Annotated in this window: 20 protein-coding genes and 3 pseudogenes; 15 read left to right on the forward strand and 8 right to left on the reverse strand. The window is 38.3% G+C overall.

Features of this window, described 5'->3' with window-relative positions; translation table 11 throughout:
* Positions 1-16: 16 nt before the first annotated feature.
* Complete coding sequence (locus tag BkAM31D_RS04180) at positions 17-490, reverse strand: antibiotic biosynthesis monooxygenase family protein (RefSeq protein ID WP_066155848.1); 474 nt, start codon at positions 488-490, stop codon at positions 17-19.
* Positions 491-629: 139 nt separating this feature from the next.
* On the opposite strand from BkAM31D_RS04180, the gene BkAM31D_RS04185 reads away from it, so the two are divergent.
* The 4 genes and pseudogenes from BkAM31D_RS04185 to hemY all read left to right on the forward strand — a co-directional run bounded on the left by BkAM31D_RS04185 (position 630) and on the right by hemY (position 6400).
* Complete coding sequence (locus BkAM31D_RS04185; protein WP_066155845.1) at positions 630-2771, forward strand: transglycosylase domain-containing protein; 2142 nt, start codon at positions 630-632, stop codon at positions 2769-2771.
* A 230-nt stretch (positions 2772-3001) separates the two neighbouring features.
* The gene (hemE, locus tag BkAM31D_RS04190; RefSeq protein WP_066155842.1) at positions 3002-4042 is read left to right on the forward strand and encodes a uroporphyrinogen decarboxylase; all 1041 of its coding nucleotides are present in this window, start codon (positions 3002-3004) and stop codon (positions 4040-4042) included.
* A gap of 13 nt (positions 4043-4055) precedes the next feature.
* Positions 4056-4987: pseudogene (hemH, locus tag BkAM31D_RS04195) on the forward strand (ferrochelatase).
* 6 nt (positions 4988-4993) lie between these two features.
* A complete protein-coding gene (gene hemY, locus BkAM31D_RS04200; protein WP_157076838.1) occupies positions 4994-6400 on the forward strand; it encodes a protoporphyrinogen oxidase in 1407 nt (468 codons plus the stop codon).
* A 69-nt stretch (positions 6401-6469) separates the two neighbouring features.
* Here hemY and BkAM31D_RS04205 read toward each other — a convergent pair whose 3' ends face one another.
* The 5 genes from BkAM31D_RS04205 to BkAM31D_RS04225 all read right to left on the reverse strand — a co-directional run bounded on the left by BkAM31D_RS04205 (position 6470) and on the right by BkAM31D_RS04225 (position 9869).
* Positions 6470-6607: a YrzI family small protein gene (locus BkAM31D_RS04205; protein ID WP_084372257.1), complete on the reverse strand. Its 138-nt coding sequence runs from the start codon at positions 6605-6607 to the stop codon at positions 6470-6472.
* Between the two features lie 130 nt (positions 6608-6737).
* Entirely contained in the window at positions 6738-6872 is a 135-nt protein-coding gene (locus BkAM31D_RS04210; RefSeq protein WP_084372255.1) for a YrzI family small protein, read from the reverse strand.
* 406 nt (positions 6873-7278) lie between these two features.
* Positions 7279-8283, reverse strand: coding sequence for an aliphatic sulfonate ABC transporter substrate-binding protein (locus tag BkAM31D_RS04215; protein ID WP_066155834.1), 1005 nt, complete (start codon positions 8281-8283; stop codon positions 7279-7281).
* A 52-nt stretch (positions 8284-8335) separates the two neighbouring features.
* Positions 8336-9091, reverse strand: a complete 756-nt coding sequence (locus BkAM31D_RS04220) for an ABC transporter permease (RefSeq protein WP_066155831.1) — start codon at positions 9089-9091, stop codon at positions 8336-8338.
* Positions 9024-9869 carry an ABC transporter ATP-binding protein gene (locus BkAM31D_RS04225; RefSeq protein WP_066155828.1) on the reverse strand — a complete coding sequence of 282 codons (846 nt, stop codon included), beginning with the start codon at positions 9867-9869 and terminating at the stop codon, positions 9024-9026. The genes BkAM31D_RS04220 and BkAM31D_RS04225 overlap by 68 nt, the downstream gene beginning before the upstream one ends.
* A gap of 230 nt (positions 9870-10099) precedes the next feature.
* On the opposite strand from BkAM31D_RS04225, the gene BkAM31D_RS04230 reads away from it, so the two are divergent.
* The 4 genes and pseudogenes from BkAM31D_RS04230 to pheA all read left to right on the forward strand — a co-directional run bounded on the left by BkAM31D_RS04230 (position 10100) and on the right by pheA (position 13411).
* Entirely contained in the window at positions 10100-10630 is a 531-nt protein-coding gene (locus BkAM31D_RS04230) for a Spo0B C-terminal domain-containing protein (RefSeq protein ID WP_066155825.1), read from the forward strand.
* An 11-nt stretch (positions 10631-10641) separates the two neighbouring features.
* Positions 10642-11925 carry a GTPase ObgE gene (gene obgE / locus BkAM31D_RS04235; protein WP_066155822.1) on the forward strand — a complete coding sequence of 428 codons (1284 nt, stop codon included), beginning with the start codon at positions 10642-10644 and terminating at the stop codon, positions 11923-11925.
* 165 nt (positions 11926-12090) lie between these two features.
* Positions 12091-12537: a transcriptional regulator ThrR gene (thrR, locus tag BkAM31D_RS04240; RefSeq protein WP_066155819.1), complete on the forward strand. Its 447-nt coding sequence runs from the start codon at positions 12091-12093 to the stop codon at positions 12535-12537.
* Positions 12538-12551: 14 nt separating this feature from the next.
* Positions 12552-13411: pseudogene (gene pheA / locus BkAM31D_RS04245) on the forward strand (prephenate dehydratase).
* Positions 13412-13465: 54 nt separating this feature from the next.
* Here the strand turns inward: pheA and BkAM31D_RS04250 are convergent.
* Together BkAM31D_RS04250 and BkAM31D_RS04255 are read right to left on the reverse strand one after the other, a co-directional pair.
* The gene (locus tag BkAM31D_RS04250) at positions 13466-14002 is read right to left on the reverse strand and encodes a transcription repressor NadR (RefSeq protein WP_066155815.1); all 537 of its coding nucleotides are present in this window, start codon (positions 14000-14002) and stop codon (positions 13466-13468) included.
* A 7-nt stretch (positions 14003-14009) separates the two neighbouring features.
* Positions 14010-15137, reverse strand: coding sequence for a cysteine desulfurase family protein (locus BkAM31D_RS04255; RefSeq protein WP_066155810.1), 1128 nt, complete (start codon positions 15135-15137; stop codon positions 14010-14012).
* A gap of 123 nt (positions 15138-15260) precedes the next feature.
* Here BkAM31D_RS04255 and nadB point away from each other — a divergent pair, with 123 nt between their 5' ends.
* The 7 genes and pseudogenes from nadB to ruvA all read left to right on the forward strand — a co-directional run bounded on the left by nadB (position 15261) and on the right by ruvA (position 23128).
* Positions 15261-16835, forward strand: a complete 1575-nt coding sequence (nadB, locus tag BkAM31D_RS04260; RefSeq protein ID WP_066155808.1) for an L-aspartate oxidase — start codon at positions 15261-15263, stop codon at positions 16833-16835.
* 11 nt (positions 16836-16846) lie between these two features.
* Positions 16847-17673: pseudogene (nadC, locus tag BkAM31D_RS23880) on the forward strand (carboxylating nicotinate-nucleotide diphosphorylase); the annotation flags it as partial.
* A gap of 9 nt (positions 17674-17682) precedes the next feature.
* Complete coding sequence (nadA, locus tag BkAM31D_RS04270; protein ID WP_066155802.1) at positions 17683-18786, forward strand: quinolinate synthase NadA; 1104 nt, start codon at positions 17683-17685, stop codon at positions 18784-18786.
* Positions 18787-19070: 284 nt separating this feature from the next.
* A complete protein-coding gene (gene safA, locus BkAM31D_RS24650; RefSeq protein ID WP_066155799.1) occupies positions 19071-20267 on the forward strand; it encodes a SafA/ExsA family spore coat assembly protein in 1197 nt (398 codons plus the stop codon).
* A gap of 196 nt (positions 20268-20463) precedes the next feature.
* A complete protein-coding gene (locus BkAM31D_RS04280) occupies positions 20464-21660 on the forward strand; it encodes a YhcN/YlaJ family sporulation lipoprotein (protein ID WP_066155795.1) in 1197 nt (398 codons plus the stop codon).
* Between the two features lie 202 nt (positions 21661-21862).
* Positions 21863-22423: an intercompartmental signaling factor BofC gene (locus tag BkAM31D_RS04285; RefSeq protein ID WP_157076837.1), complete on the forward strand. Its 561-nt coding sequence runs from the start codon at positions 21863-21865 to the stop codon at positions 22421-22423.
* 99 nt (positions 22424-22522) lie between these two features.
* Positions 22523-23128 carry a Holliday junction branch migration protein RuvA gene (gene ruvA, locus BkAM31D_RS04290; RefSeq protein WP_066155792.1) on the forward strand — a complete coding sequence of 202 codons (606 nt, stop codon included), beginning with the start codon at positions 22523-22525 and terminating at the stop codon, positions 23126-23128.
* Positions 23129-23133 lie beyond the last annotated feature (5 nt).

The following is a 23133-nucleotide window of genomic DNA, read 5'->3' on the forward strand; positions in this document are numbered from 1 at the left end:
TTTAAAAACTTCTATACTATTCGCTTAAAGTCGCAGAAAAAGTGGTTACAAATGATTTGCGCGGAAAGATAGTTGGTGTCAATGCTTGTTGAGTGCCACGCTTTTTATGTGCATTTTCATACGACTTTGATTTCTGCCAGTTTTGAAAGGACTCTTCGTCATCCCAAACGGTCATTACGGCATAGGTATCATCATTTAGAGGTCGTAAGATTCGAATAGCTTGAAAACCAGGTTCAGTCTCTACTAATTGAGCTCGATTTTGAAAGCGTTCTTCAAAATCTCCTCTGCCCTCTTCAGTCACTGGTATATTATTGATTACGACATACCCTGTCTCACTAAATTCACCAGTCTCGCTAAAGATTACATAGTGTTTGGCAGCTGGGTGAGCAATCTTTTCTTCTATATATTGATGTTTGTTAGTTTCCCCTTGCATAATAAGCCCTTTGACTGCTAATGGTTCAATTATTTCAACGATACTAGCTTCTCTCATTGAACACCCTCCTAAAAATGAATGTGAAACAAAATTGTACGTGTTACGTATATAAGTGTAGCCTACTATTGTTTTAAGCTGCAAGTGTTATGAACGGTTCCGAAAGGGTATAGTAGGAGGGAAGGAGGGTGAAAAGGATTTGAAAAAGAAAATACTGATTGCAGTTTCTAGTTTATTAAGTTTTGTCCTATTTGCTCTTATTATTTATTTATTTGTTATTTTAATTGGAAACTATGCAATTGATAATGAAAAGCTCGTTATGAAAGCAACTACGTCTTTAACCGATCAAAACGGAGAAGTACTAACACATCTTTTTATCGAAAACAGAGAACCGGTCTCCATTCAAGAGATTCCTAAGCATGTTCAGGATGCTTTTGTTGTCATTGAAGATGTGAGATTTAGAGAACATCAAGGGGTTGATTTCCGAGCAATTGGTCGAGCTCTATACAGAGATATTTTAGCTGGAGCAAAGGTTGAAGGAGGCAGTACGATTACGCAGCAACTAGCTAAAAATGTATTTTTAACGAATGAAAAAACATGGCTAAGAAAAACAAAAGAAGTTTTAATAGCGATGAATCTAGAACGGCGTTATAGTAAAGATCAACTGTTAGAAAAATATTTAAATAGTATTTATTTCGGACATGGTGCATACGGAATTCAAGCAGCTTCTACTCTTTATTTTAATAAAGATGTAGCGGATTTATCAATCGAAGAAGGTGCTCTTCTTGCCGGTCTACCGAAAGCGCCTAACTCATACTCTCCCATTAATAACCCTGACCGAAGTAAAGAAAGAAGAGATCTGGTCTTAACGGTGATGCAAAGGCACGAAGTTTTAGAGGCTGAGGAAGCAAAGCGCTTAAAAGGCAAGACTGTAGCGACTAATGTGAACCGCTTCGAAGAAAAAGAAGCTTTTTTAACCTACATTGATATGGTAATGGATGAAGCAGAAAGTAGGTATCACTTAACACAAGAGGAATTGTTAACAGGAGGATACCGCATTGTCACTCCCATTGATCTTCGGATGCAAGAAGTCACATATAAAAAGCTGAAGGAAAACCGCTATTTTCCAACCGAGAATGAGGATGCTGAGGCTGCGGTTGTATTAATAGATGCTCACACAGGAGGAGTCATTGCTGTACAGGGAGGAAGGGATTACGTAAGAAGAGGGCTAAACCGTGTTAATGTAAAGCGCCAACCAGGTTCAGCTTTTAAACCGTTAGCTGTGTATGCTCCAGCGATAGAAAACGGAAGGCATCCTTATACAATGTTGGTAGATGAGCTATTAGATTATAATGGGTATACCCCTCGTAATTATAGTCATCAGTACACAGGGTACATGACAATGTATGATGCGCTAACAATTTCAGCGAATGCACCAGCTGTCTGGTTACTAAATGATATTGGAATCGAGCGATCGCTTGAAGTATTAAATAGATTTAACATCACTATTGAAGATCGTGGACTTGCAATTGCACTTGGTGGGTTAACAGAAGGAATTACCCCACTTCAATTGGCTTCTTCCTATCACGTTTTTGCGAATGAAGGAGTTCGGGTTGAACCATACTTTATTAAAGAAATTTATGATAGAAATGGAAAGAGACTTGATGGCGAACCGTTAGTAGAAGAAGAGGTTATCGAGCCGCAAACAGCATGGTACATGACAAGAATGCTTGAGTCTGTTATCCAGAATGGAACGGGCAGGCATGGAGATGTTCAAGCGATGGTAGCTGGAAAGACAGGGACGACATCTTTTCCAGGAGTAGAAGGGGCAATTATGGATGCTTGGTTTGTTGGCTACAGCCCAGATGTTGTTGGTACGGTTTGGATGGGGTATGATCAAACGACAAATGAACGATATCTTCATGGTGGAAGTGCGTATCCAACTGTATTATTTAAAGACATTATTAATGAGCTTCCTGCTTCTTTACGCCAAACCACTTTTCAGAAACCAACCGCGGTAACCGAATTAGAGTCTCCTATTGAATTACCTGTTGTTACTGATCTTAAAGCGACATTTTCTATTGGAGGGAGAGGGATTTCTAGTATTCATTTAGATTGGACGGGACCCGAAGAGGAAAGAGTTTATTATCAAATTTATGAAGTAAATACCGATGGTCGTAATCACGTTGCAACCGTAGTTGGAGACACTCAATATTATATTGGGAGTTTGAACCCATTCACATCGAAAAGGTATGAAATTGTTCCATATGATGAAATTACAAAGCAGCCAGGCTTACCATCAAATATTGCTGAAGTGAAATTTAAGTTCGGGTTGCATTAAAAGTACTTTTCAGAGGGAAATTGATAATAAGTACTTGGATTTTGGTGATTTTGCACTGAAATAACTTTTTTTGGAAGTGTTTAGTCTTTAACATTCATCAAATTTATGACAGTTTAAATGATAGTCTATACACTTCACTAAACGGTCACTATAGTAAAAGTTGTATAATATGCATTTTCAAACGTAATCAAGTAAAATATGAGTATGTAGAAGGAAAAAGGAGTGGCAGAATGAATCAGAATGAATTTAACGATACATTTTTAAAAGCATGTAAAGGTGAAGCGCACGAACATGTACCTGTCTGGTACATGCGCCAAGCAGGGCGCTCTCAACCAGAATATAGAAAAATTAAAGAGAAGTACTCGCTGTTTGAGATTACCCATCAACCGGAGCTATGTGCTTACGTGACAAAATTACCAGTCGATCAGTACAACAATGACGCAGCAATTCTATATAAGGACATTATGACACCGTTGCCAGCTATCGGTGTAGATGTAGAAATTAAATCGGGGATTGGTCCGGTCATTGACAATCCAATTCGATCAAAAGCAGATGTCGAACGATTAGGAACGATCACACCTGAAGAAGATGTACCTTATGTTCTAGATACAATTAAACTTCTCCGTGAACAGTTGACAGTTCCACTTATTAGCTTTGGAGGAGCACCATTTACGCTTGCAAGTTATATGATCGAAGGAGGTCCTTCTAAAAATTATAATAAGACAAAAGCGTTTATGTATGCTGAGCCGGAAGCTTGGTTTCTATTAATGGACAAACTTGGGGAAATGACAATTACATATGTTAAATCGCAAATTGCAGCCGGGGCGCAAGCGATTCAAATCTTTGATTCGTGGGTTGGAACGTTAAACGTTGCTGACTATAGAACGTTTGTAAAACCAGTGATGAATAGAATTTTCGCTGAATTAAAACAAGAAAACGTCCCGTTAATTATGTTTGGAGTAGGTGCAAGTCACCTTGCTAATGAATGGAATGACTTACCGCTTGATGTTGTTGGTTTAGATTGGCGTTTATCTATCCAAGAGGCAAGGGACTTAGGCATTAAGAAAACCGTTCAAGGAAACTTAGATCCCGCTATCCTTTTAGCTCCTTGGGAAGTAATTGAAGAGCGAGCAAAAGCGATATTAGATCAGGGTATAAAAAATCCTAATTTCATTTTCAATCTTGGGCATGGCGTGTTCCCAGAAGTAAATCCAGATACATTAAAGCGTCTTACAGCTTTTGTACATGAATATTCTATGAACAAAATTTAAGAGGGTGGAAGAGATGACGAAGAGAAAAGTAGGATTACTTGTAATGGCATACGGAACTCCTAGAAGCAAAGAAGAAATCGAGCCTTACTACACTCACATCCGTAGAGGGAGAAAACCTTCAGATGAAGCTTTAGAAGAATTAACGGACCGTTATGAAGCAATTGGTGGAATTAGTCCCTTGCTAAAATTACAGAAGACCAAGCGTATGGTCTTCAAGATCAATTAAATAAAGAATTTAGCGACATTGAATTTAAAGCTTATTTAGGATTAAAACACATTGATCCTTTTATTGAAGATGCAGTTAAGCAAATGAAGGAAGATGGAATTACAGAGGCCGTTAGTCTTGTGTTGGCCCCTCACTTCTCTACTTATAGTGTGAAATCCTATAACGGAAGAGCAAAAGCTGAATCAGACAATATATCAGGACCTGAGATAGCAAGTATAGATAGTTGGTATGATGAGCCGTTATTTATTGATTATTGGGTCAAACAAGTACAGAAAACAATGAAGCGAATTGAGGACAAGGAGAAAGCATGTGTGATCTTCTCGGCACATAGTTTGCCAGAGAAGATCACACAAATGGGTGACCCTTATCCTCAACAATTACAAGATACGGCAGATTTAATTGCGACAAAAGCGGGGATTAAAAACTACACAATTGGTTGGCAGAGTGAAGGAAATACCCCTGATCCTTGGTTAGGGCCCGATGTACAGGATTTAACTAGAGATCTTTTTGCACAACATGGCTATACGTCAATGGTTTATTGTCCAGTAGGATTTGTAGCCGATCATTTAGAAGTCCTTTATGACAATGATATTGAATGTAAAGTAGTTACAGATGAATTAGGGATCAACTATTACCGCCCAGAAATGCCTAATGCTAAGCCTGAGTTTTTAGAATGTCTAGCGACAATTGTGAAAAAAAAGCTTGCGGAGAAAGAGTGAATACTTGTGGGTATTAAAGGAAAAAGAATTGCTGTCATTGGAGGCGGAATTTCAGGACTTGCAGCTGCTCATAGATTAGAAAAGGCAAAGAAAGATGGGGAAATCGGCGATTATGATCTATATGAAAAAGCAAACCGTCTTGGAGGAAAAATCCAAACAGAGAGAATGAATGGATTTGTGATTGAACGTGGTCCAGATTCGTATTTAGCAAGAAAGGAAAGTATGACTCGTTTAGCTAGAGAGGTCGGTATGGAGCAAGACTTGCTGTCAAATGATACAGGTCAATCGTTTGTATTAAAAGGTGATACACTTTATCCGATTCCGGGTGGGGCAATTATGGGAATTCCGACTGAGATTAAACCATTTTTGAATACCCGTTTATTATCACCTATTGGAAAAGTACGAGCTGCCGGCGATTTCTTCTATCCGAGGATTACGAGCAAAGATGAGGACATTTCTTTAGGGCATTTCTTTCGCAAACGCCTTGGAAATGAAGTGGTCGATCATTTAATCGAACCATTACTCTCAGGTATTTACGCCGGCAATCTTGATAAATTAAGCTTAAAAGCTACATTTCCTCAGTTTCAGCAAGTTGAACAAAAACACGGAAGTTTAATTCGTGGAATGAAAGGTTCAAGGCCGAAAAAGCAAGAACAGAAGGCTGATACGACGAAATCAAAAGGTCAATTTTTAACTTTTCGAAAAGGCTTAGGCTCATTTGTTGAAGCAATTGAAGCTAAGTTAAATCCTGACTCGATCCATAAGAATAGTCGTTTGATTAAGGTATACAAAGAAGATGGTCAATTCCAGTTATCTTTCGAAGATGGCACGATTAAAACATATGATCAAGTAATTGTTACAGCCCCTCCTAAAGTAACAGCACAATTACTTTCCGATTATCCATACTTTTCTTACCTTGAAAATATGGAGGCGACAACTGTCGCAACTATAGCAATGGCTTATAAGGAAGAGGACGTTGAAATCCCTCAAAATGGGACTGGTTTTGTTGTTGCTAAGAAGAGTAATCATGCCATAACGGCTTGTACATGGACACATAAGAAATGGGAGCATTCAACGCCTGACGGTTATGCCTTATTAAGGGCTTATGTCGGAAGGGCAGGAGACTCTGCTATCGTTTCACGATCAGATGAAGAAATATTAAGTGCAGTCTTATATGATTTAAAACAATTAATGAAAATTAAAGGAGAACCAGAGTTTTTTATCGTCACTCGCTGGAAGGAAGCAATGCCACAATATAATGTAGGGCATACCTTTAAGTTGAATAAAATTAAAGAAGATATTGCTAGAAATCTTCAAGGCTTATATTTAGCGGGTGGAGGTTACGAAGGCATTGGTTTGCCAGATTGTATTGATCAAGGGGAAGCTGCAGTTGAGCGAATTTTGAAAAGGTAATGATAGAGCAAGTTATTTAGGGATGATTCAAAGGCTAAGTTATATTAGACCTTGAATCATCCCTTTCGTTTACTTATTCTGTAGTTGCTGAATGCGTTCCTGACGTTCTTGTTCATTCTGTTGTTGTAAAACAAACTGTTCTAGTTGTTCACCACTGTATGTGCGTTTTTTAATCGTAATGGTAAATAGAATAAAATGAAATGTCATTCGTTATGGCCCTCCTAATCGTTATTCGTTAGTCAGGTGAGACCTTTCACCTGTTCATACCATCCTTGTAACATTAATCCTTTAAGAAAAATCATCATCATTACCTCCTTGTAAGTAAATTATGGTCCAGTTACATCCAGAACTTATGCTTTTGTTGATCGTAATGTTCTTCTAGTTTTTGTTGTCGTACGAGGCGTTCTAACTCTTCGCCGCTATAAGTACGTTTTTTGATTGTGATTGTAAATAATAAAAATGTAAATGTCATAGTATTTCTCACCACCTTTCTTTGGTAAGTTAGGAATTCCATTAATTGGTAATTGAAAAGAGCACAAAAAAACACAGGAGACGTTCCTGTGCCATGTTCGATAACTAGCCACAGGTTATACGTTCACCTGCGCTTATAGTAGTCAATTAATGAGATTACTAACTAGCAGCTTGGATTGAGGCTGGCAGGATATGAACGAATGAATGATGAAATTGTACTTGTGTTAGAATTGCAGTATTCATTGTTCAAACCTCCTTTTCACTCAATTTGCTTTCATTAGGAATTATATCCAAGTAATGGGAAAATGTAAACAAGAAATGTGAATTTTTTTTGCCTAATTAACCACTTTTATTGACATAGATAAAACCCGATATGATTCAACAGAATCTTATCGGGTTAAAACTAATTATTGGTTTAAGATAGCATCAAGACGAGATGTGTCTACAAATCCGTCTAAGTTCGGTTCTTTGTCCATGAATTTCAACTCATAAGAAGCATCTGCCCATGCTTGTAATGCATCAGCATGTGTTTCTGTTGTTACCGCCATACGAGACCAAGCATTTTCAAGTACTGTTTCAGGTAAACGGTTTTGAGTTAAGTCATATAAGTGATTATTAATTGTTTCAAGTGTATCTTCTGTATTTCCTTGAGTATAATCAACTGCTTGTTTATGAGCTCGTAATACAGCATCAACTGCTTCAGGATTTTCTTCTAAAAACTGTGTTGAAGTTACAACAACAACACTAGCTAAAGTTTGACCTAAAAAGACGTTATCCCACTCTGTTACTACATGTGCATTTAATTCTTCTACTAGATAAGTTCCCCAAGGTTCTGGAGCTGCAGCAGCATCAATCTGTCCTTGTTCAAACATAGCTACCATATTTGCAGGTGCAATTCTAGATTGGTGCTCAACTGTTCCACCGACACGATTAGATTCAAGACCTAATTCTTTAAGCATCATTTCAAGCTGAACATTATGTGTGCAACCGTTTCCTGGTGTACAGAATGATTTACCACCAAAGTCTTCAAGTGTTTCAATACCAGATCCTTCACGAGCGACTATTAAAGTAGCTCCGTTTGCTGCAGCTCCAAGAACGACGATATCGCCGCCAGTAAGAAAATAGTTAATAGCAGGACCTGGCCCTACATACCCAATATCTAAATTTCCAGTTTCAAGGGCTTCAATAAAATCATTTCCGTTTGGAAAATGAGTGAATTCAGCTCCTCTTTCTCCTAATTCTTCTTCAAAGTAACCTTTTTCTTTAGCTACAATGGCAGCTGCATGATCAAGGTTAGGAAAATACCCAATTCTTACTTCATCTTCTGTATTCGAACCACTTGTTGATGTTCCACAAGCAGTTAAAGCTCCAAGTACTAAGGCAATTCCTGTTGCTTTTAACCATTTTTTCATGTTTCTCTCTCCTTTGTTTTTAGAGTTTAATAGAAACTTAATAGAGTATTGCTTATTTTGCATATCCCCAGCGAGTCAGTACTTTGCGTTCAATAGGATTAAAAATACAATATTCTACAATTAAGCCAATCACAGCAATGATAATCATAATGGCAATGACTAATTCCATGTTGAAAAAGTCACGAGCATCTAATAATGTTCGACCTAGCCCGCCTCGGCCAAGTAATTCGGCTGCCATAAGTGCGCGCCACCCAAATGCCCAAGAAAGACGAACTCCAGTTAAAGCTGATGGGATTGAGGCTGGAATCATAACTTTCCATATTAATTCATAACCTTTATATCCCATCGTTCTTGCTGCCCGTATGAGCAGTGGCTGAACGTTTTTAATGCCCATTCGGACGTTCATGGTCATCGGCCATGTACCACCTAGAACAATAACAAATAGTATCGCAGTAGTTCCCCCTTGGAACATAACAAGCGCTAGTGGAAGCCAAACGATACTTGGTACAGATTGTAATGCAACGACAAGGGATCCAAGTGTTTCATCGGCTAATTTAGAAGTAGCTAAAATAATTCCAAGAATCGAACCGATAATAACAGCTAAGGCAAACCCTAATCCAATTCGTCCTAAACTAGTTGTTAATGCGACGGTTAGGATTCCAGTCTCGAAAAATCCTTTATACAACTCAATGAAGGATAGAATGGGAGACGGAAACATTCTTGTACCAAAGACATCAAGTCTATATATGATCTCCCATATTGCGATGAGAGCTGTAAAGAAGAGTAGCCTTCTGACTATGGTAATCATCACCCATTTCCTCCTTCATCACTTTTTCAATTTCACCAGCTAATTGCTGGCTAATTTCTTCTTCAAGTTGAGCAAATTCCTTATCTGCGGGCTTCCTAGGACGAGGGAATGCGACGTCAAAGATATTAATAATTCCCCCTGGTCTTACGCCCATTAGCACAATTCGATCCGATAACAAAATCGATTCACGAATGTTATGGGTAACGAAAATAATTGTCTTTCCAGTCTGTTCCCAAATGTATTGAACTTCTTTGTGGAGCATCGAACGGGTTTGCTCGTCTAAAGCACCGAATGGTTCATCCATTAATAATACTTCAGGGTCCATCGCTAATGCTCTTGCAATTGAAACACGTTGTTTCATTCCCCCAGATAGTTCATGGGGATAAGAATCAATGAACTTACTAAGATGAACAAGTTTCAAATATTCAATTGCTCGCTTTTTCGCTTCTTCCTTGCTGTAACGTTTCTTAATGGCAAACATTACATTTTCAAGTACCGTCATCCAAGGCATTAAAGCAGCTTCTTGGAAGACGACACCACGGTCGACCCCTGGCCCTTGTACTTCTCTATTACCAACAAGCACAGTTCCTGTACTTGCTTTATCTAGTCCAGCTACAATGTTAAGCAATGTTGATTTTCCACATCCAGAAGGGCCTAGTAATGAGACAAACTCACCAGATTTCACATGTAAGTCAATGTCTTCAAAAACGGTATAAGAAGTTTGTTCTTGTTTATTTTCAAATGTTTTTCCGACGTGATTGATTTTAACTTCTGACATTTTTACCCTCCTTAACAAAAAATAGTAATTTTATAATTCGCATCATTTTAGTTGGTTTTAACTGTATTTAGTATATGTAAGAGAAAGATATCTGTCAATCCTTAATCAAAACTAGAGAAGAAGAAGTAGATCTATTGCTTAGAATGGTTTATACTACGAAGTTTGTGGTAAGATAATCCATGTAAATAACATGAATGAGATTTTCTTTTAGGAACGAGGAGAGAACTGAAATGAAGAACCAATTAGATGTAATACAAGCGCTTAGGCAATCACGTCATGATTGGTTGAACATTATGCAGTTAATAAAAGGTAACTTAGCACTTAAACGATATGACCGCATCGAAGAAATTATTGAACAGGTGACGCAACAATCGATTTGCGAAAGTAAAATCTCCGAAATACAAGCATCAAGTGTTGCGTATTTTCTATTAACGTATAATTGGTTCAGCAATAAAATGAAGTTAGAAATAGATGTAGCTGGTGAAGTATTTTCACTTGAAAAAGAAGAAGTACGTCTTCTACGGTTATGTGAAGAAATAACGGAGAAACTAACAAATGATTGCACAATTGAAAACGAGAATAATTTACTCATTACATTTTTATTTACAGACTATGATTGTGAAGTGACTTTTGATTTTCAAGGTACATTAACGAAGAAAGAAGATTGGCATTCATTTTTAAAGCAATGGGAGTCAACGGTGAAACTTGTCGAGTTGAACGAACGTGAATGTGTGTTAACGGCAAGTTTTCCGAGAAATTGAGGTGAAAGTAGATGTTTGTAGATAAGGTAAAGATTTATGTAAAAGGTGGAGACGGTGGAAATGGTCAAGTTTCTTACCGAAGAGAGAAGTATGTTCCGGATGGAGGCCCTGCTGGAGGTGACGGTGGGCGCGGAGCAAGTGTTATTTTTGAAGTAGAAGAAGGCTTGCGTACATTAATGGACTTCCGTTACAAGCGACATTTTAAAGCAACGCGCGGAGAACATGGTCGTCCTAAAAATCAGCATGGGAAAAATGCAGAAGATATGATTGTGAAAGTTCCACCAGGTACGACTGTGATAGATGAACAAACAGGTCAAGTGATTGCCGATTTGACTGAGCATGGTCAAAGAGCTGTAATCGCGAAAGGGGGACGAGGAGGCAGAGGAAATACACGCTTTGCAACACCTAATAACCCAGCTCCAGAAATTGCTGAAAATGGTGAACCTGGACAAGAACGTGATGTAATACTTGAACTGAAAGTGTTAGCAGATGTTGGCTTAGTAGGTTTTCCGAGTGTAGGAAAATCGACGCTGCTATCGGTTGTATCTGCTGCGAAACCGAAAATTGCTGATTATCATTTTACGACGATTACTCCTAATCTTGGTGTTGTCGAAACAGATGATGGCCGAAGCTTTGTAATGGCTGATTTACCAGGTTTGATTGAAGGGGCCCATGAAGGTGTGGGATTAGGACATCAATTCCTAAGACATATCGAACGAACAAGAGTCATTGTACATGTGATTGATATGTCAGCTTTAGAAGGAAGAGATCCGTATGAAGATTATTTACTAATTAATGACGAGCTTAAACAATATAATCTACGTTTAATGGAACGTCCGCAAATTATTGTTGCCAATAAGATGGACATGCCTGGATCTGAAGAAAACTTGTCAGCTTTTAAAGAAAAATTAGAAGATAATTATCCTGTATTTCCGATTTCTGCGATTACAAAGCAAGGTTTACGCGACTTACTTTTAACAGTAGTTGATAAAATTGAGGAAACTCCTGAGTTTCCACTCCATGAGGAAACAGAGGAATCACAGCGTGTTATTTATAAACATGAAAAAACAGAAGTACCTTTTGTGATCACAAGGGATGACGACGGTACATTTGTATTATCAGGAGCCCCTTTAGAGAAGTTATTTAAAATGACCGATTTTTCTAGAGATGAATCGATTAGACGTTTTTCTCGTCAATTACGGGGAATGGGTGTAGACGATGCCCTAAGAGAAAGAGGAGCAAAAGACGGTGACCTCGTTCGAATTATGAAATTTGAGTTTGAATTTATTGATTAAACCGTGACTATGTTCGTAGATATCTTTAGTAAATTGAAACTGTCTCTCTAGAAGGGACAGTTTTTCGTTGTAAAAAGACATTTTTTTGTTAGGATGTGTTGTCAAAAAGTTCGGTCAATTTTATAATGAAAAGATAGTGCATCTTGAAAGAAGGTGAATATAATAATGACATCTCGTAAATCCTTTTATTTAGTTCGGGAAGATATGTTAACAGATGCTATGGAAAAAACATTAGCAGCAAAAGAACTTCTTCAATCAGGTAAAGTGAAGAAAATTAATGAAGCAGTTAATCAAGTGGGATTAAGCCGTAGTGCTTTTTACAAATATAAAGATGGTATATTTCCTTTTCATAAGATGGCAAGAGAGCAAATTATTACTCTTTCAATTATTTTAGTTGATCGTTCAGGTGCTCTTTCTCAGCTTTTAGGTAAAGTAGCTGAAACAGGTGCTAACGTGTTAACAATTAATCAAACAATTCCATTACAAGGAAGAGCGCATATGACATTATCCATTGATACAGCTCCGATGAAGTTAGAACTTCATGAGTTAATGGAATGGCTTGAACAAGTAGAAGCAGTGAAAAAAGTAGAACTAGTAGGAACGGGTTCTTAGGAGGAGTACTAGAAATGAAAATTGGTTATTTAGGTCCAAAGGGAACATTCACAGAAATGGCTGCTAGAGGGCTCTTTGAAATTGGAGAACTTGTTCCATATCGTACAATTCCCTCTTGTATGGATGCAGTAGAATCAAAAGAAGTGGATGTCGCTGTTGTTCCAATTGAAAATGCAATTGAGGGATCTGTTAATTTAACGATAGACTATTTAATCCATAAACAAAGGATTCCTATTGTAGGTGGGATTACAGTCCCTATTGAACAGCATTTATTAATAAATAGGGATGGTAGTCAGGAAGTAAACAAAATTATGTCGCATCCACATGCTATTGCACAGTGCCATGAATTTTTACAGAAAAAATATCCTGATGCAGAGTGGGAGTACATGAATTCAACAGGTGCAGCTGCAGACTTTGTGAAAAAAAATCCAGAACTTAAAGTGGCGGCAATTGCAAATGAATTAGCGGCAAAGGAATATGGGCTGCATATTAAACATGAGAATATCCATGACTTTTCTAACAATCGTACGAGCTTTGTCGCATTGAGTAATGATTCAGTTACATTAACTTGTAACGGGCCTCACTCTGAAGATAAAACGATGTTAATGGTGACATTGCCTTCTGACTTCCCAGGAGCACTACACCAAGTTTTATCAGCATTTGCTTGGAGAAAGCTAAATATGACGAAAATTGAATCTAGACCGACTAAAACAGGTTTAGGTAACTATTTCTTTATTATTGATGTACAAGGGCTAATGGATGATGTACTAATCCCGGGGTTGTTTCCGAGCTTAAAGCACTTGGGTGTGGAGTGGAGATTCTGGGCAGTTATCCATGCTATACGTTAAACAAAGCAAAAGTATCGACAAGATAAATGAGAGAAATAAGAGGTTGATTCAAAAGGGGTTCCCCTTTTGAATCAACCTCTTTAGTCTTTTAAGATGAATTGTTTCTGTTCTAGTGATTCGATTGCTTTTTCTAATTGGTGTAGGTTGTCTGCTTCAATTGTATGAAGGTGCACTCCGTTCGTCAACTCTGATAGCAAGGAAGAATTCGTTGTCTCAAGCTTTTCAAAAAACATTTCTACTTCTTTGCGAGTAGAAAGCATTAAGTTAGCGGTAATCTCCCCATAAATAGCATGTTCAACAATAACATCTCTAATCGTAACGCCGTGATCCACTAAAATAAACAATTCCTCTTTAGTTTGTTCGGGCGAATGCTTACAAGCAATAATACGAGTTACTTTTGTAGAAGGAGTGCTTTTAACTAAGATATATCCTTGTGCTGTGGCGATAATAGGGTGTTTTTTCGCCTTTAATATCGAAATGTCCTGAACGATGACTTGGCGACTAACATTTGTTCTTTTTGCTAGCTCTCCACCTGTTAACGGTTCATTACTAGTTGACAGCCATTCAACGAGTAGATTTCTTCGTTTATCGCCTAAAATCTTTTTTGTTTCGCTCACGGTTTTATCACTCTCCTTTTAAATCTGTTACGATTTGTTTTAATGCATCAATAAGTTTTAATACATCGTTTTCTGTAGTCCAACGTCCAAAGGTAATTCGAACTAGCTCGTGAGCCTCTTCTGTACTTCGACCAATACTTAACATGGTATGAGAAGGGTGAGTGTCGCCAACACGACATGCTGAACCAGTAGAGATAGCAAATCCTTTGCGATTACATTCTAGCATGACTAACTGACCTTCGACTCCTTTCAATCTGAAACTAATATGAAAAGGTAACCGATCAGTAGGGTGACCCTCAAAAAAGATTTCATCTTCATTTTCAAATGCGGTCATAACAAGGTCTCGCAAGAAGTTATATCGTTTTTTTTCACTAAGGGAAATAGATTGGTATTCTTCTACAGCTGCCGCAAAGGCTGCTATCCCAGGAACATCAACCGTTCCTGCCCGAAAACCTGCTTCATGAGTTGTTCCTTGAAGAAAGGGTCTCCAAGGGATGTTCTCTTTAATATAAGAACCGCCAACTCCTTTAGGTCCGTAACATTTATGCGCAGAAAATGTTGCGCTTGTTAATACATTAGCAGGAATGTCCATTTTTCCAAACGTTTGTACACAGTCACTATGAAAAAGTATACCATATTCTGACAAAACATTAGCCAAAGAGTTCAAGTCCTGAACGGTTCCGATTTCACTGTTAGCATGAGCTATGGAAACTAGTATTGTATCCTTTGTTATTGTTGAACGTAAAGCATCACAGGTGACTTGACCAAATTGGTTCACTGGAACATATTTTATCGTAAAACCATAATTGGTTAAATAATTCATTGTTTGATGAACGGAATGATGTTCTCCCTTTGTTGTAATAATTGTTTTTCCTTTATGGCTATGTCCAAATGCCAATCCAATCAAAGCTAGGAATGTTGCTTCTGAGCCGGAACCAGTAAAATACAGTTCGTTAGTCTTGACAGACAATAGATTTGCAATGGCTTGTCTACTTAAATTTAGTACATCCTCACTTTCTAGTCCTCTTGAATGCAAACTTCTGCTATTAGCAAAAAAATCAGTTGCAACTCGATGATAGGTTTCCAATGCATATGATGACATAGGTGTAGTCGCGCTATAGTCTAAATAAATCATTGATCGTTTCCCCCGCAACATCCAATATTTTCTTTCAATACTCATAAAAAAGCGCTTGTCACAATTATTATTTTATGTAAAGATAGGTGACAAGACAACTGTAAATATTATGGAGGAATGAAAATGGCTGATAAATCAGTGGATGTTATCGTCATTGGGAGCGGGATTGCTGGACTTATGACAGCTCATCTTTTAGCTGACCATTTAAATGTGATGGTTATCACAAAGTCTGATGTGCAAAATAGCAACTCAAGCTGGGCACAAGGAGGCATGGCAGCTGCAATAGGACCCAAAGATCATTGGCAAAAGCATTTAGAGGATACGATTAGAGCTGGCCAACACCATCATAATTACGAACATCTTAAGTTATTAGTCAAGAAAGCTCCGCAAATCGTTCACGCATTAAGTAGGTTAGGTGTCTCATTTGACCGAAATGAAGATGGATCGCTAGTACTTGGGATGGAGGGAGCCCATCAGCAGAGAAGGATCGTTCATGTGAATGGTGATCAAACGGGTGAAGCTTTTACTAAAGTATTATTACGTGCCGTTCAACAAAGAGCTACAGTCCTACAACATTCTCCAGTCTATGAACTTATTAATCATAAAGATAAAGTGATAGGTGTTAAAACAAATAAGCAAGTAATCCATGCAAAAGCAACCGTATTAGCAACGGGAGGCTTAGGACAGTTGTATCAATCTACCTCAAATGTAAAAGAAGCTACTGGAGATGGCTTTGCTTTAGCGTATCGCGCTGGTGCTGTCTTAACAGATATGGAGTTTATACAATTTCATCCAACATTACTGACGAAGGACGGCGTGAGTTTTGGTTTAATTAGTGAGGCGGTAAGAGGTGAAGGAGCAAAGTTAATTGATGAAGATGGTAATAGGTTAATGAAAGAGCATCCATTAAAGGATCTGGCTTCAAGAGATGTCGTTAGTAGAGAGATTCACCGTAAGTTGCAAGGAGGGACAAAGGTCTTTCTTGATTGTAGAGAACTTAATCATTTTGATCAAAAATTTCCTGGGCTTTCTAAGCGATGTGAGCTTGCAGGTATTACTCCAAAAGAGTCTCCACTTCCTATTGCTCCAGGAGCTCATTTCATTAGTGGTGGAGTTCAAACAGATGTAAATGCGCAAACAACTATTAAAGGACTTTATGCAGTCGGAGAAGTAGCTTGTACAGGAGTGCATGGAGCCAATCGGCTGGCTAGTAATTCATTGTTAGAAGGACTAGTCTTTGCAAACCAAGCAGCTAATCATATCTTATTACAGGAAAGTGCAAGTGAACCTAGAGTTGATACTCAAAGTATGGTGATTAAACGATTTAGCATACATTGTCATCTGCCTAACAAAGAAGAAATTCAATCAAGAATGACAAAATGGGTAGGGATTGAAAGAAGTGCTAAAGGATTAAAAGAGATGAGAAGGTGGCTTCAACCATTCTTGTTTGCAGCTCGTCATGTTCGTGATGATGATACTTATGCAGAAATTGAATGCAAGAATATGCTGTTAACTGCTGCTGTCATTACGGAATCAGCATTGAAAAGATTAGAAAGTCGCGGAGGTCATTACAGAGTTGATTATTCTGAAAGAGATGACCGCCACTGGCTAGGACGTCATATAATTTGTTCAAAGTCTCGAGGGTTCGTTACTGAATTTGAACCAATGCCAGAGCAAATAGCAATAGAAAGCCGATAGGGGGAAAAGAAATGAACACGATATTGTTAAAGGAAAAGCTTCAACAATTTTTTAATGAAGATTTAGGAGAAATTGATATTACATCTGAATCATCTTTTCCGTCGGATCGAAAAGGTAAAGCATATATTAAAGCGAAGGAAAGTGGTGTTATTTCTGGAACAAGCCTTTTGAAATATGGTTATGAAATTCTTGATCCGAATATTAAAGTAACCGTTCCAATTAAGGATGGAGAAGAGTTCAAAAAGGGAGACGTTGTAGCTGAATTCGAGGGTAACGTGAGAAATCTACTTGCGGGAGAACGGGTATTGTTAAATCTCTTACAAAGAATGTCCGGGATTGCAACGATGACAAATAAAGCTATAGGATTATTAGACGATTCTAAGATAAGAATTTGTGATACGAGAAAAACGACTCCTGGATTAAGGATGTTTGAAAAATATGCAGTACGTTGCGGTGGAGGATTCAACCATCGGAGGAGCTTAAGTGATGCTGTTCTTTTAAAAGAGAACCATCTAGTTGCCTGTGGGGAATTCGTGAAGCAGTGAACGTTGTACGTGAACAAGTAGGACATATGGTGAAGATTGAAGTAGAAACAACTAATGAGTTGGAAGTACTTCAAGCCATTGAGGCTAAAGTAGATGTAATTATGTTTGATAATGCTACACCCGATCAAATAAAACACTACATCAATTTGGTACCGAGTGAAATTGTAACTGAGGCTTCGGGTGGAATTAATCTTGAGACATTGCCTCTTTATAAAGGGTGCGGCGTGAATTATATCTCGTTAGGTTGTTTAACTCATTCAGTAAAAGCGATTGACTTAAGTTTTTTATTAGAGGGGATTATCATGAAGTTTCTTACTAAAGTTCAGTCTATAGAAAGTTTACCTGAAGTGTACAGAGAGATGACAACAGAAGAAAAGCGTTCTCGTATTTACGAAATTAAAAAACAACTTGGCAGGCGCTTATTTATTCCAGGTCATCATTATCAAAGAGATGAGGTTATTGAGTTTGCAGATGTGACTGGTGATTCGCTTCAATTAGCGCAATTATCAAAGGCAAATAAGGAGGCCGAATTTGTAGTTTTTTGTGGAGTGCATTTTATGGCTGAAACAGCCGATATGCTAACAACAGACAAACAAAAGGTAATTTTACCTGACTTAAAAGCTGGTTGTTCAATGGCTGATATGGCTGATATTTCACAAACTGAATATGCGTGGGGTGAGCTACAGAGTCAATTTGGCGATACTATATTGCCATTAACTTATGTAAATAGTACAGCTGCAATAAAAGCATTTTGCGGTAGAAATGGTGGAGCTACAGTGACATCATCGAATGCGAAGGCAATGGTAGAATGGGCATTTACTCAAAAACAGAGGTTGTTGTTTTTACCTGATCAACATTTAGGAAGAAATACAGCGTTTGATTTAGGGATAGAGCTAGAAGAAATGGCCATCTGGGATCCAATCCAACGCGAGTTAATTTATGATGGAAATAAAGAAAACATAAAAGTAATTTTATGGAAAGGGCATTGTTCAGTTCATGAAAAATTCACGGTAGCTCAAATTGAAGATTTGAGAAAAACGTCTCCAGATACAAATATTATCGTTCATCCAGAATGTACATTTGAAGTAGTGCAAGCAGCTGATTTAAGTGGATCAACTCATTTTATTATCGAAACGATACGTAACGCAGCTCCTTGGACTTCGTGGGCAGTTGGGACAGAAATGAATTTAGTTAATCGATTAGCTCAACAATTTTCTGATAAACAAATTATTTCATTAAATCCAAATATGTGTCCTTGTTTAACAATGAATAGAATTGATTTAGATCATTTACTTTGGTCGCTTGAAGAACTAGTTGAAGGGAAGCTACATTATCCGATTACTGTAGATCCCAAAACAACAGAGGAAGCAAATTTGGCATTAAAGAGAATGTTAGAGCGTGTCTAAAAATGTAAAATATGTAAAGAGGTGACTTAAAAGTTTTTGATTTAAGGGCACCTCCTTTTGTTTTTTTGAGATAGTGGACATGTCTTTCCCCTTTTTTCTTGGTAACACAGGCTTTTTCTCTTTCGTTAGGCATAAACCTATTTTTTCCGACATAAGCTGTGCTGAGAACCCTTGAATCTATAGTCTTTTCCTTTTTATTAAAAGCGTTGATTAGGTAAGTTTGCGTGTCAATTGGCCTAATGACACATAGGATGTAAAGAACGGTTTGAGGAGGGAAAATAAACGTGAAGATTCATATTGTACAAAAAGGTGATACGCTTTGGAAGTTAGCTGAGAAGTATGGTGTTGATTTTGAACAGCTTAAAGCAGCAAATACTCAGCTATCAAATCCTGATATGATTATGCCGGGAATGAAGATTAAAATTCCTACTGCAAGCGTTCCTGTTAAAAAAGAAGCACAGGTAAAAGAACAGCCAAAAAAAGAGGTGCAGGTTGCACCGCAGCCAAAAGAACAACCAAAAATGGAAATGCCGGTTATGCCACAAGTAGAAATGCCACCAATGCCTCAGCCAGTACAACAACCTGTAAAGAAAAAAATTGATGTGAATGCTTATCAGACAAATGTGTTTTTTCAACCACAGATTAAAGAAAAACCTAAAATGCCTACCGTTCAAAAGCCGCCTGTGAAGAAAAAGCCTACACCACCAAAGGAAATGCCTAAAGCAAAAGAGGTTAAACCAATAAAGAAAGAAACATATGTACCGAAACACTATGCGCCAAAACAACTAATGCCAGAAGTAAAGCCAGCGATGATGCAGCCGCAGCCAAGTATGAAGCCGATGCCTCAACCAATCATGCAACAGCCGTGCCCTCCTCCTTTTATGAAACCAGTTAGTCCATTAATGCCAGGTTGTGGGCCAACTCCGCAACCATGTGGACCAATGACGCCTTTCTCTCATGGTGGGCAACCGTATCATCAAGGCCAAATGCCAGATCAAGGTCAAATGCCAATGCAGCAACCATATATGCCAAACCAAGGTCAAATGCCAATGCAGCAACCATATATGCCAGATCAAGGTCAAATGCCAATGCAGCAACCATATATGCCAGATCAAGGTCAAATGCCAATGCAGCAACCATATATGCCGGACCAAGGTCAAATGCCAATGCAGCAACCATATATGCCGGACCAAGGTCAAATGCCAATGCAACAACCATATATGCCAGATCAAGGTCAAATGCCAATGCAGCATCAGCCGTATATGCCAGATCAAGGCCAAGCGTCATTTTCACCAATGCATCATCAACAAGCGTTTCCAACACAAGACTTAATGCCGTTTCAACCTCAGCAACAATCTAACTCAATGAATTGTTGTGGACCTTCTCAACCAATTACTTATGGGCCAAATGGACAGTTAATGAATGCTCAAGATCAATTCTTTATGCATGGGTATCATGAATCGGACGATTATGATGATTAAATAGAGGTTTTATGAAGATGCTTTGTAGCTCCTTTAAAGATTAATGTAGCTCTTTTTATACCTTGTTTGGGTTTTCCGACGGTCAAAATTAGACCTTATGGAAAACCCTTTTTTGATATGGAATCAAAACCAAGAACTAACAGAGTAAAGGTGAGCGCTAGAAGCCATGATAAATGGTGAAAGGGGGAAACAAAATATGAAAAAAATCGCGATGTCAGTAGCAGCAGCTACAATGCTTTTAGGTGGTCTTGCTGGTTGTGGGACCGATAATCAGGCAACAGATATGGGAGCAAATAATTATCAAGGTGCACGAGCACAAGATATGCGTGATGGAGGGGCTGTCACTGGCCGTCATCAGGGAGAAGGACCTATTACAGATATGATGACACGAGATGACCGTCGAGGAACGACTGGTTTAGGTACAAATCGTGCAGGGCGTACTGGTGATGGTGGATTATACGGCGGTCAAGGGCGTACTGGTCAGACAGGCCAAGGTTTATTTGATGGCACTGCTACAGACCGTGGCTTATTCAATGGCCGTGCAGGACAAACTGGTCAAGGTTTAACGGGACAAGGGCTAGACACAGGTCAAGGAAGAGCAGGTGGATTCTTTGGACTTGAACGAGATGGTGCTAGACAATCTCGTACACATTTAAATAATTATCCGACACGTGAAACAAACCAAGGTGGCGTTCATTATGGAGCTACTGGCCGTGATGCAAGAGGTACCGCTGATGGGTTATTTGGGACTCGTGGTGCACAAGGGATTCGTGGTCAAGGAGCAACAGATGAGCGAGCAGGTTTAACTGGTGGAAACCGTTCTGGTATGGTTGATGAAGACGGAATTCTACGAGGTCGAGCACGTGGAGGTACAGGTGCGTTAGGGACAACACCTGGTCATAACCGCCAAGGTCAAGGAGCTATGAATTTAGAAGGCCGTGATCGTGGTACAGCTGGTCAAACTGGACGTTATGGTACTGCAGAACCTGGGAACCGTACGGGTGTTAACAGGGCTCAACAGCGTACCGATAATCAAATCAACTACCATAAAGATTATGATGGGAAAACCGTTCGAAGAATGGTTGATCGTATCGAGGACGTTGAAGGAGTAAGGGAAGCACGTGTAATTGTACACAATGATGATGTTGTAATTGGGATCACGGCTAATGATGATGTTAATGATGTGAAAAAAGATGTAGAACGTAAGGCTAAACGTTTGGCTGATGGAAAAAATGTTCGTGTTGTAACGGATAACGATGCAGTTGGCCGAATTCGTACAATGGATAATCAGTTACGTGCAGGTACTGCCTTTGAGGAGATTGGTGCGACATTTACTGATATGTTGCGTGATTTAGGACGAGCAGCAGGCAGACCTTTTGAACGTTCGCGTTAATGAATGAACGAATGGAAAGAGCAGTGAAATTCACTGCTCTTTTTTTATTGCTATCATACTTATAACTTTGATGCCTTATTTCTGGAAAAGCTTCTTTATTTAAGCGAATGAATCCTTCCAAAAGTGGGCAAGATTAGTTTATGAATGGAAGTAGAATTAAATCAAGTGAAATTAAATTTTAAAACATGGTGGTGACGAGCTGATGAAGAAACTATATCATATTCAGCGAAGCATGTTTACCTTATTTGTAAGTGTTTTTTTTGTAGTTACGGGATCACTTATTTGGAATACAACGGTAATCGAGGGTAAGCTAAACACTAATAGTGAGGAGCAAGAAGCGATGCCTGCAGTGAATCCTCATACCATTGATGTGATTTTAGAACGTGTTTATTTAGATGGAGAAATGAGTCAAGAACGAATTAAGGAAACAATTTGGTCTATTGAGGATTTCTGGGCTTTTTATGACGACTGGGTACTAATTGACCAAAATGAAAATGAAATGATCTTTAGAAAAGAAATAAATGATATTTCTCCTTTGTTGAAAATGAATGGTTACTTTGGAATTACAGAAGATGGAACGTTATCGATTTATGAGGGAGAACCAAATAAAGACAAGATAATCCAATCTTTTTTTCAATTGGATACGACCAAACTTAAAAGCAAACAACGGATGGAACTAGTTAGAGGGATACCCGTTCAAGATTTAAAACATTATGAAGAAGTATTACAGGTATTCGCAGAATACAAATCAAAGCAGATGTAAAGAAAGGGTGGCTCATATCGTAAAGAATGAGTCACTCATTTTTTTGTTCTTATGCTAAAATAGAAATAAATGTTCGTATTAGAGAGGGAGAGCACACAATTGATTGAATATGTAAAGGGAACGTTAATCGATATAAGTACTCAATATGTAGTAATAGATCATCAAGGATTAGGCTATCAAATTTATTGCCCGAATCCATATGTATATCAAAGTGATCTTGAGAAGGATTGCTTAATTTATACGTACCACTATGTAAGAGAAGACTTAATTCGATTATACGGTTTTAAGACTAAGGATGAACGAGCTTTGTTTGAAAAATTACTAAATGTATCAGGGATTGGTCCAAAGGGGGCACTAGCTATTTTAGCTTCGGGGCAGCCTGAACATGTGGTTCAGGCAATTGAAGAAGAAGATGAAGCATTCCTTATTAAATTTCCGGGTGTTGGTAAAAAGACTGCACGACAAATTATTTTAGATTTAAAAGGGAAACTTGATGAGTTTGCACCAAACTTACTGAAACAAGAGGCCCTAACGTTTAAACCTTCTACAAAGGAAAATAACGAATTGTTAGAAGCGTTAGAAGCACTACGAGCCTTAGGATATGTGGAAAAAGAACTGAAAAAGGTGAAGCCGAAATTAGAAGAAGAAGAGATGACTATTGACGCTTATATTAAGAAGGCCCTGCAATTAATGTTAAAGGGGTAGCAAGG

Origin of the sequence: Halalkalibacter krulwichiae (assembly GCF_002109385.1) — a bacterium.
GTDB lineage: Bacteria > Bacillota > Bacilli > Bacillales > Bacillaceae_D > Halalkalibacter > Halalkalibacter krulwichiae.

Excerpts from the sequence above, each read along its gene's own strand:
- BkAM31D_RS04220 (WP_066155831.1), bottom strand. The coding sequence starts at position 9,091 with ATGATTACCATAGTCAGAAGGCTACTCTTCTTTACAGCTCTCATCGCA.
- BkAM31D_RS04230 (WP_066155825.1), top strand. The coding sequence starts at position 10,100 with ATGAAGAACCAATTAGATGTAATACAAGCGCTTAGGCAATCACGTCAT.
- nadA (WP_066155802.1), top strand. The coding sequence starts at position 17,683 with ATGAAGTTTCTTACTAAAGTTCAGTCTATAGAAAGTTTACCTGAAGTG.
- BkAM31D_RS04285 (WP_157076837.1), top strand. The coding sequence starts at position 21,863 with ATGAAGAAACTATATCATATTCAGCGAAGCATGTTTACCTTATTTGTA.
- BkAM31D_RS04225 (WP_066155828.1), bottom strand. The coding sequence starts at position 9,869 with ATGTCAGAAGTTAAAATCAATCACGTCGGAAAAACATTTGAAAATAAA.
- nadB (WP_066155808.1), top strand. The coding sequence starts at position 15,261 with ATGGCTGATAAATCAGTGGATGTTATCGTCATTGGGAGCGGGATTGCT.
- BkAM31D_RS04205 (WP_084372257.1), bottom strand. The coding sequence starts at position 6,607 with ATGACATTTCATTTTATTCTATTTACCATTACGATTAAAAAACGCACA.
- BkAM31D_RS04180 (WP_066155848.1), bottom strand. The coding sequence starts at position 490 with ATGAGAGAAGCTAGTATCGTTGAAATAATTGAACCATTAGCAGTCAAA.
- BkAM31D_RS04215 (WP_066155834.1), bottom strand. The coding sequence starts at position 8,283 with ATGAAAAAATGGTTAAAAGCAACAGGAATTGCCTTAGTACTTGGAGCT.
- BkAM31D_RS04280 (WP_066155795.1), top strand. The coding sequence starts at position 20,464 with ATGAAAAAAATCGCGATGTCAGTAGCAGCAGCTACAATGCTTTTAGGT.
- BkAM31D_RS04210 (WP_084372255.1), bottom strand. The coding sequence starts at position 6,872 with ATGACATTTACATTTTTATTATTTACAATCACAATCAAAAAACGTACT.
- thrR (WP_066155819.1), top strand. The coding sequence starts at position 12,091 with ATGACATCTCGTAAATCCTTTTATTTAGTTCGGGAAGATATGTTAACA.
- hemE (WP_066155842.1), top strand. The coding sequence starts at position 3,002 with ATGAATCAGAATGAATTTAACGATACATTTTTAAAAGCATGTAAAGGT.
- BkAM31D_RS04255 (WP_066155810.1), bottom strand. The coding sequence starts at position 15,137 with ATGATTTATTTAGACTATAGCGCGACTACACCTATGTCATCATATGCA.
- obgE (WP_066155822.1), top strand. The coding sequence starts at position 10,642 with ATGTTTGTAGATAAGGTAAAGATTTATGTAAAAGGTGGAGACGGTGGA.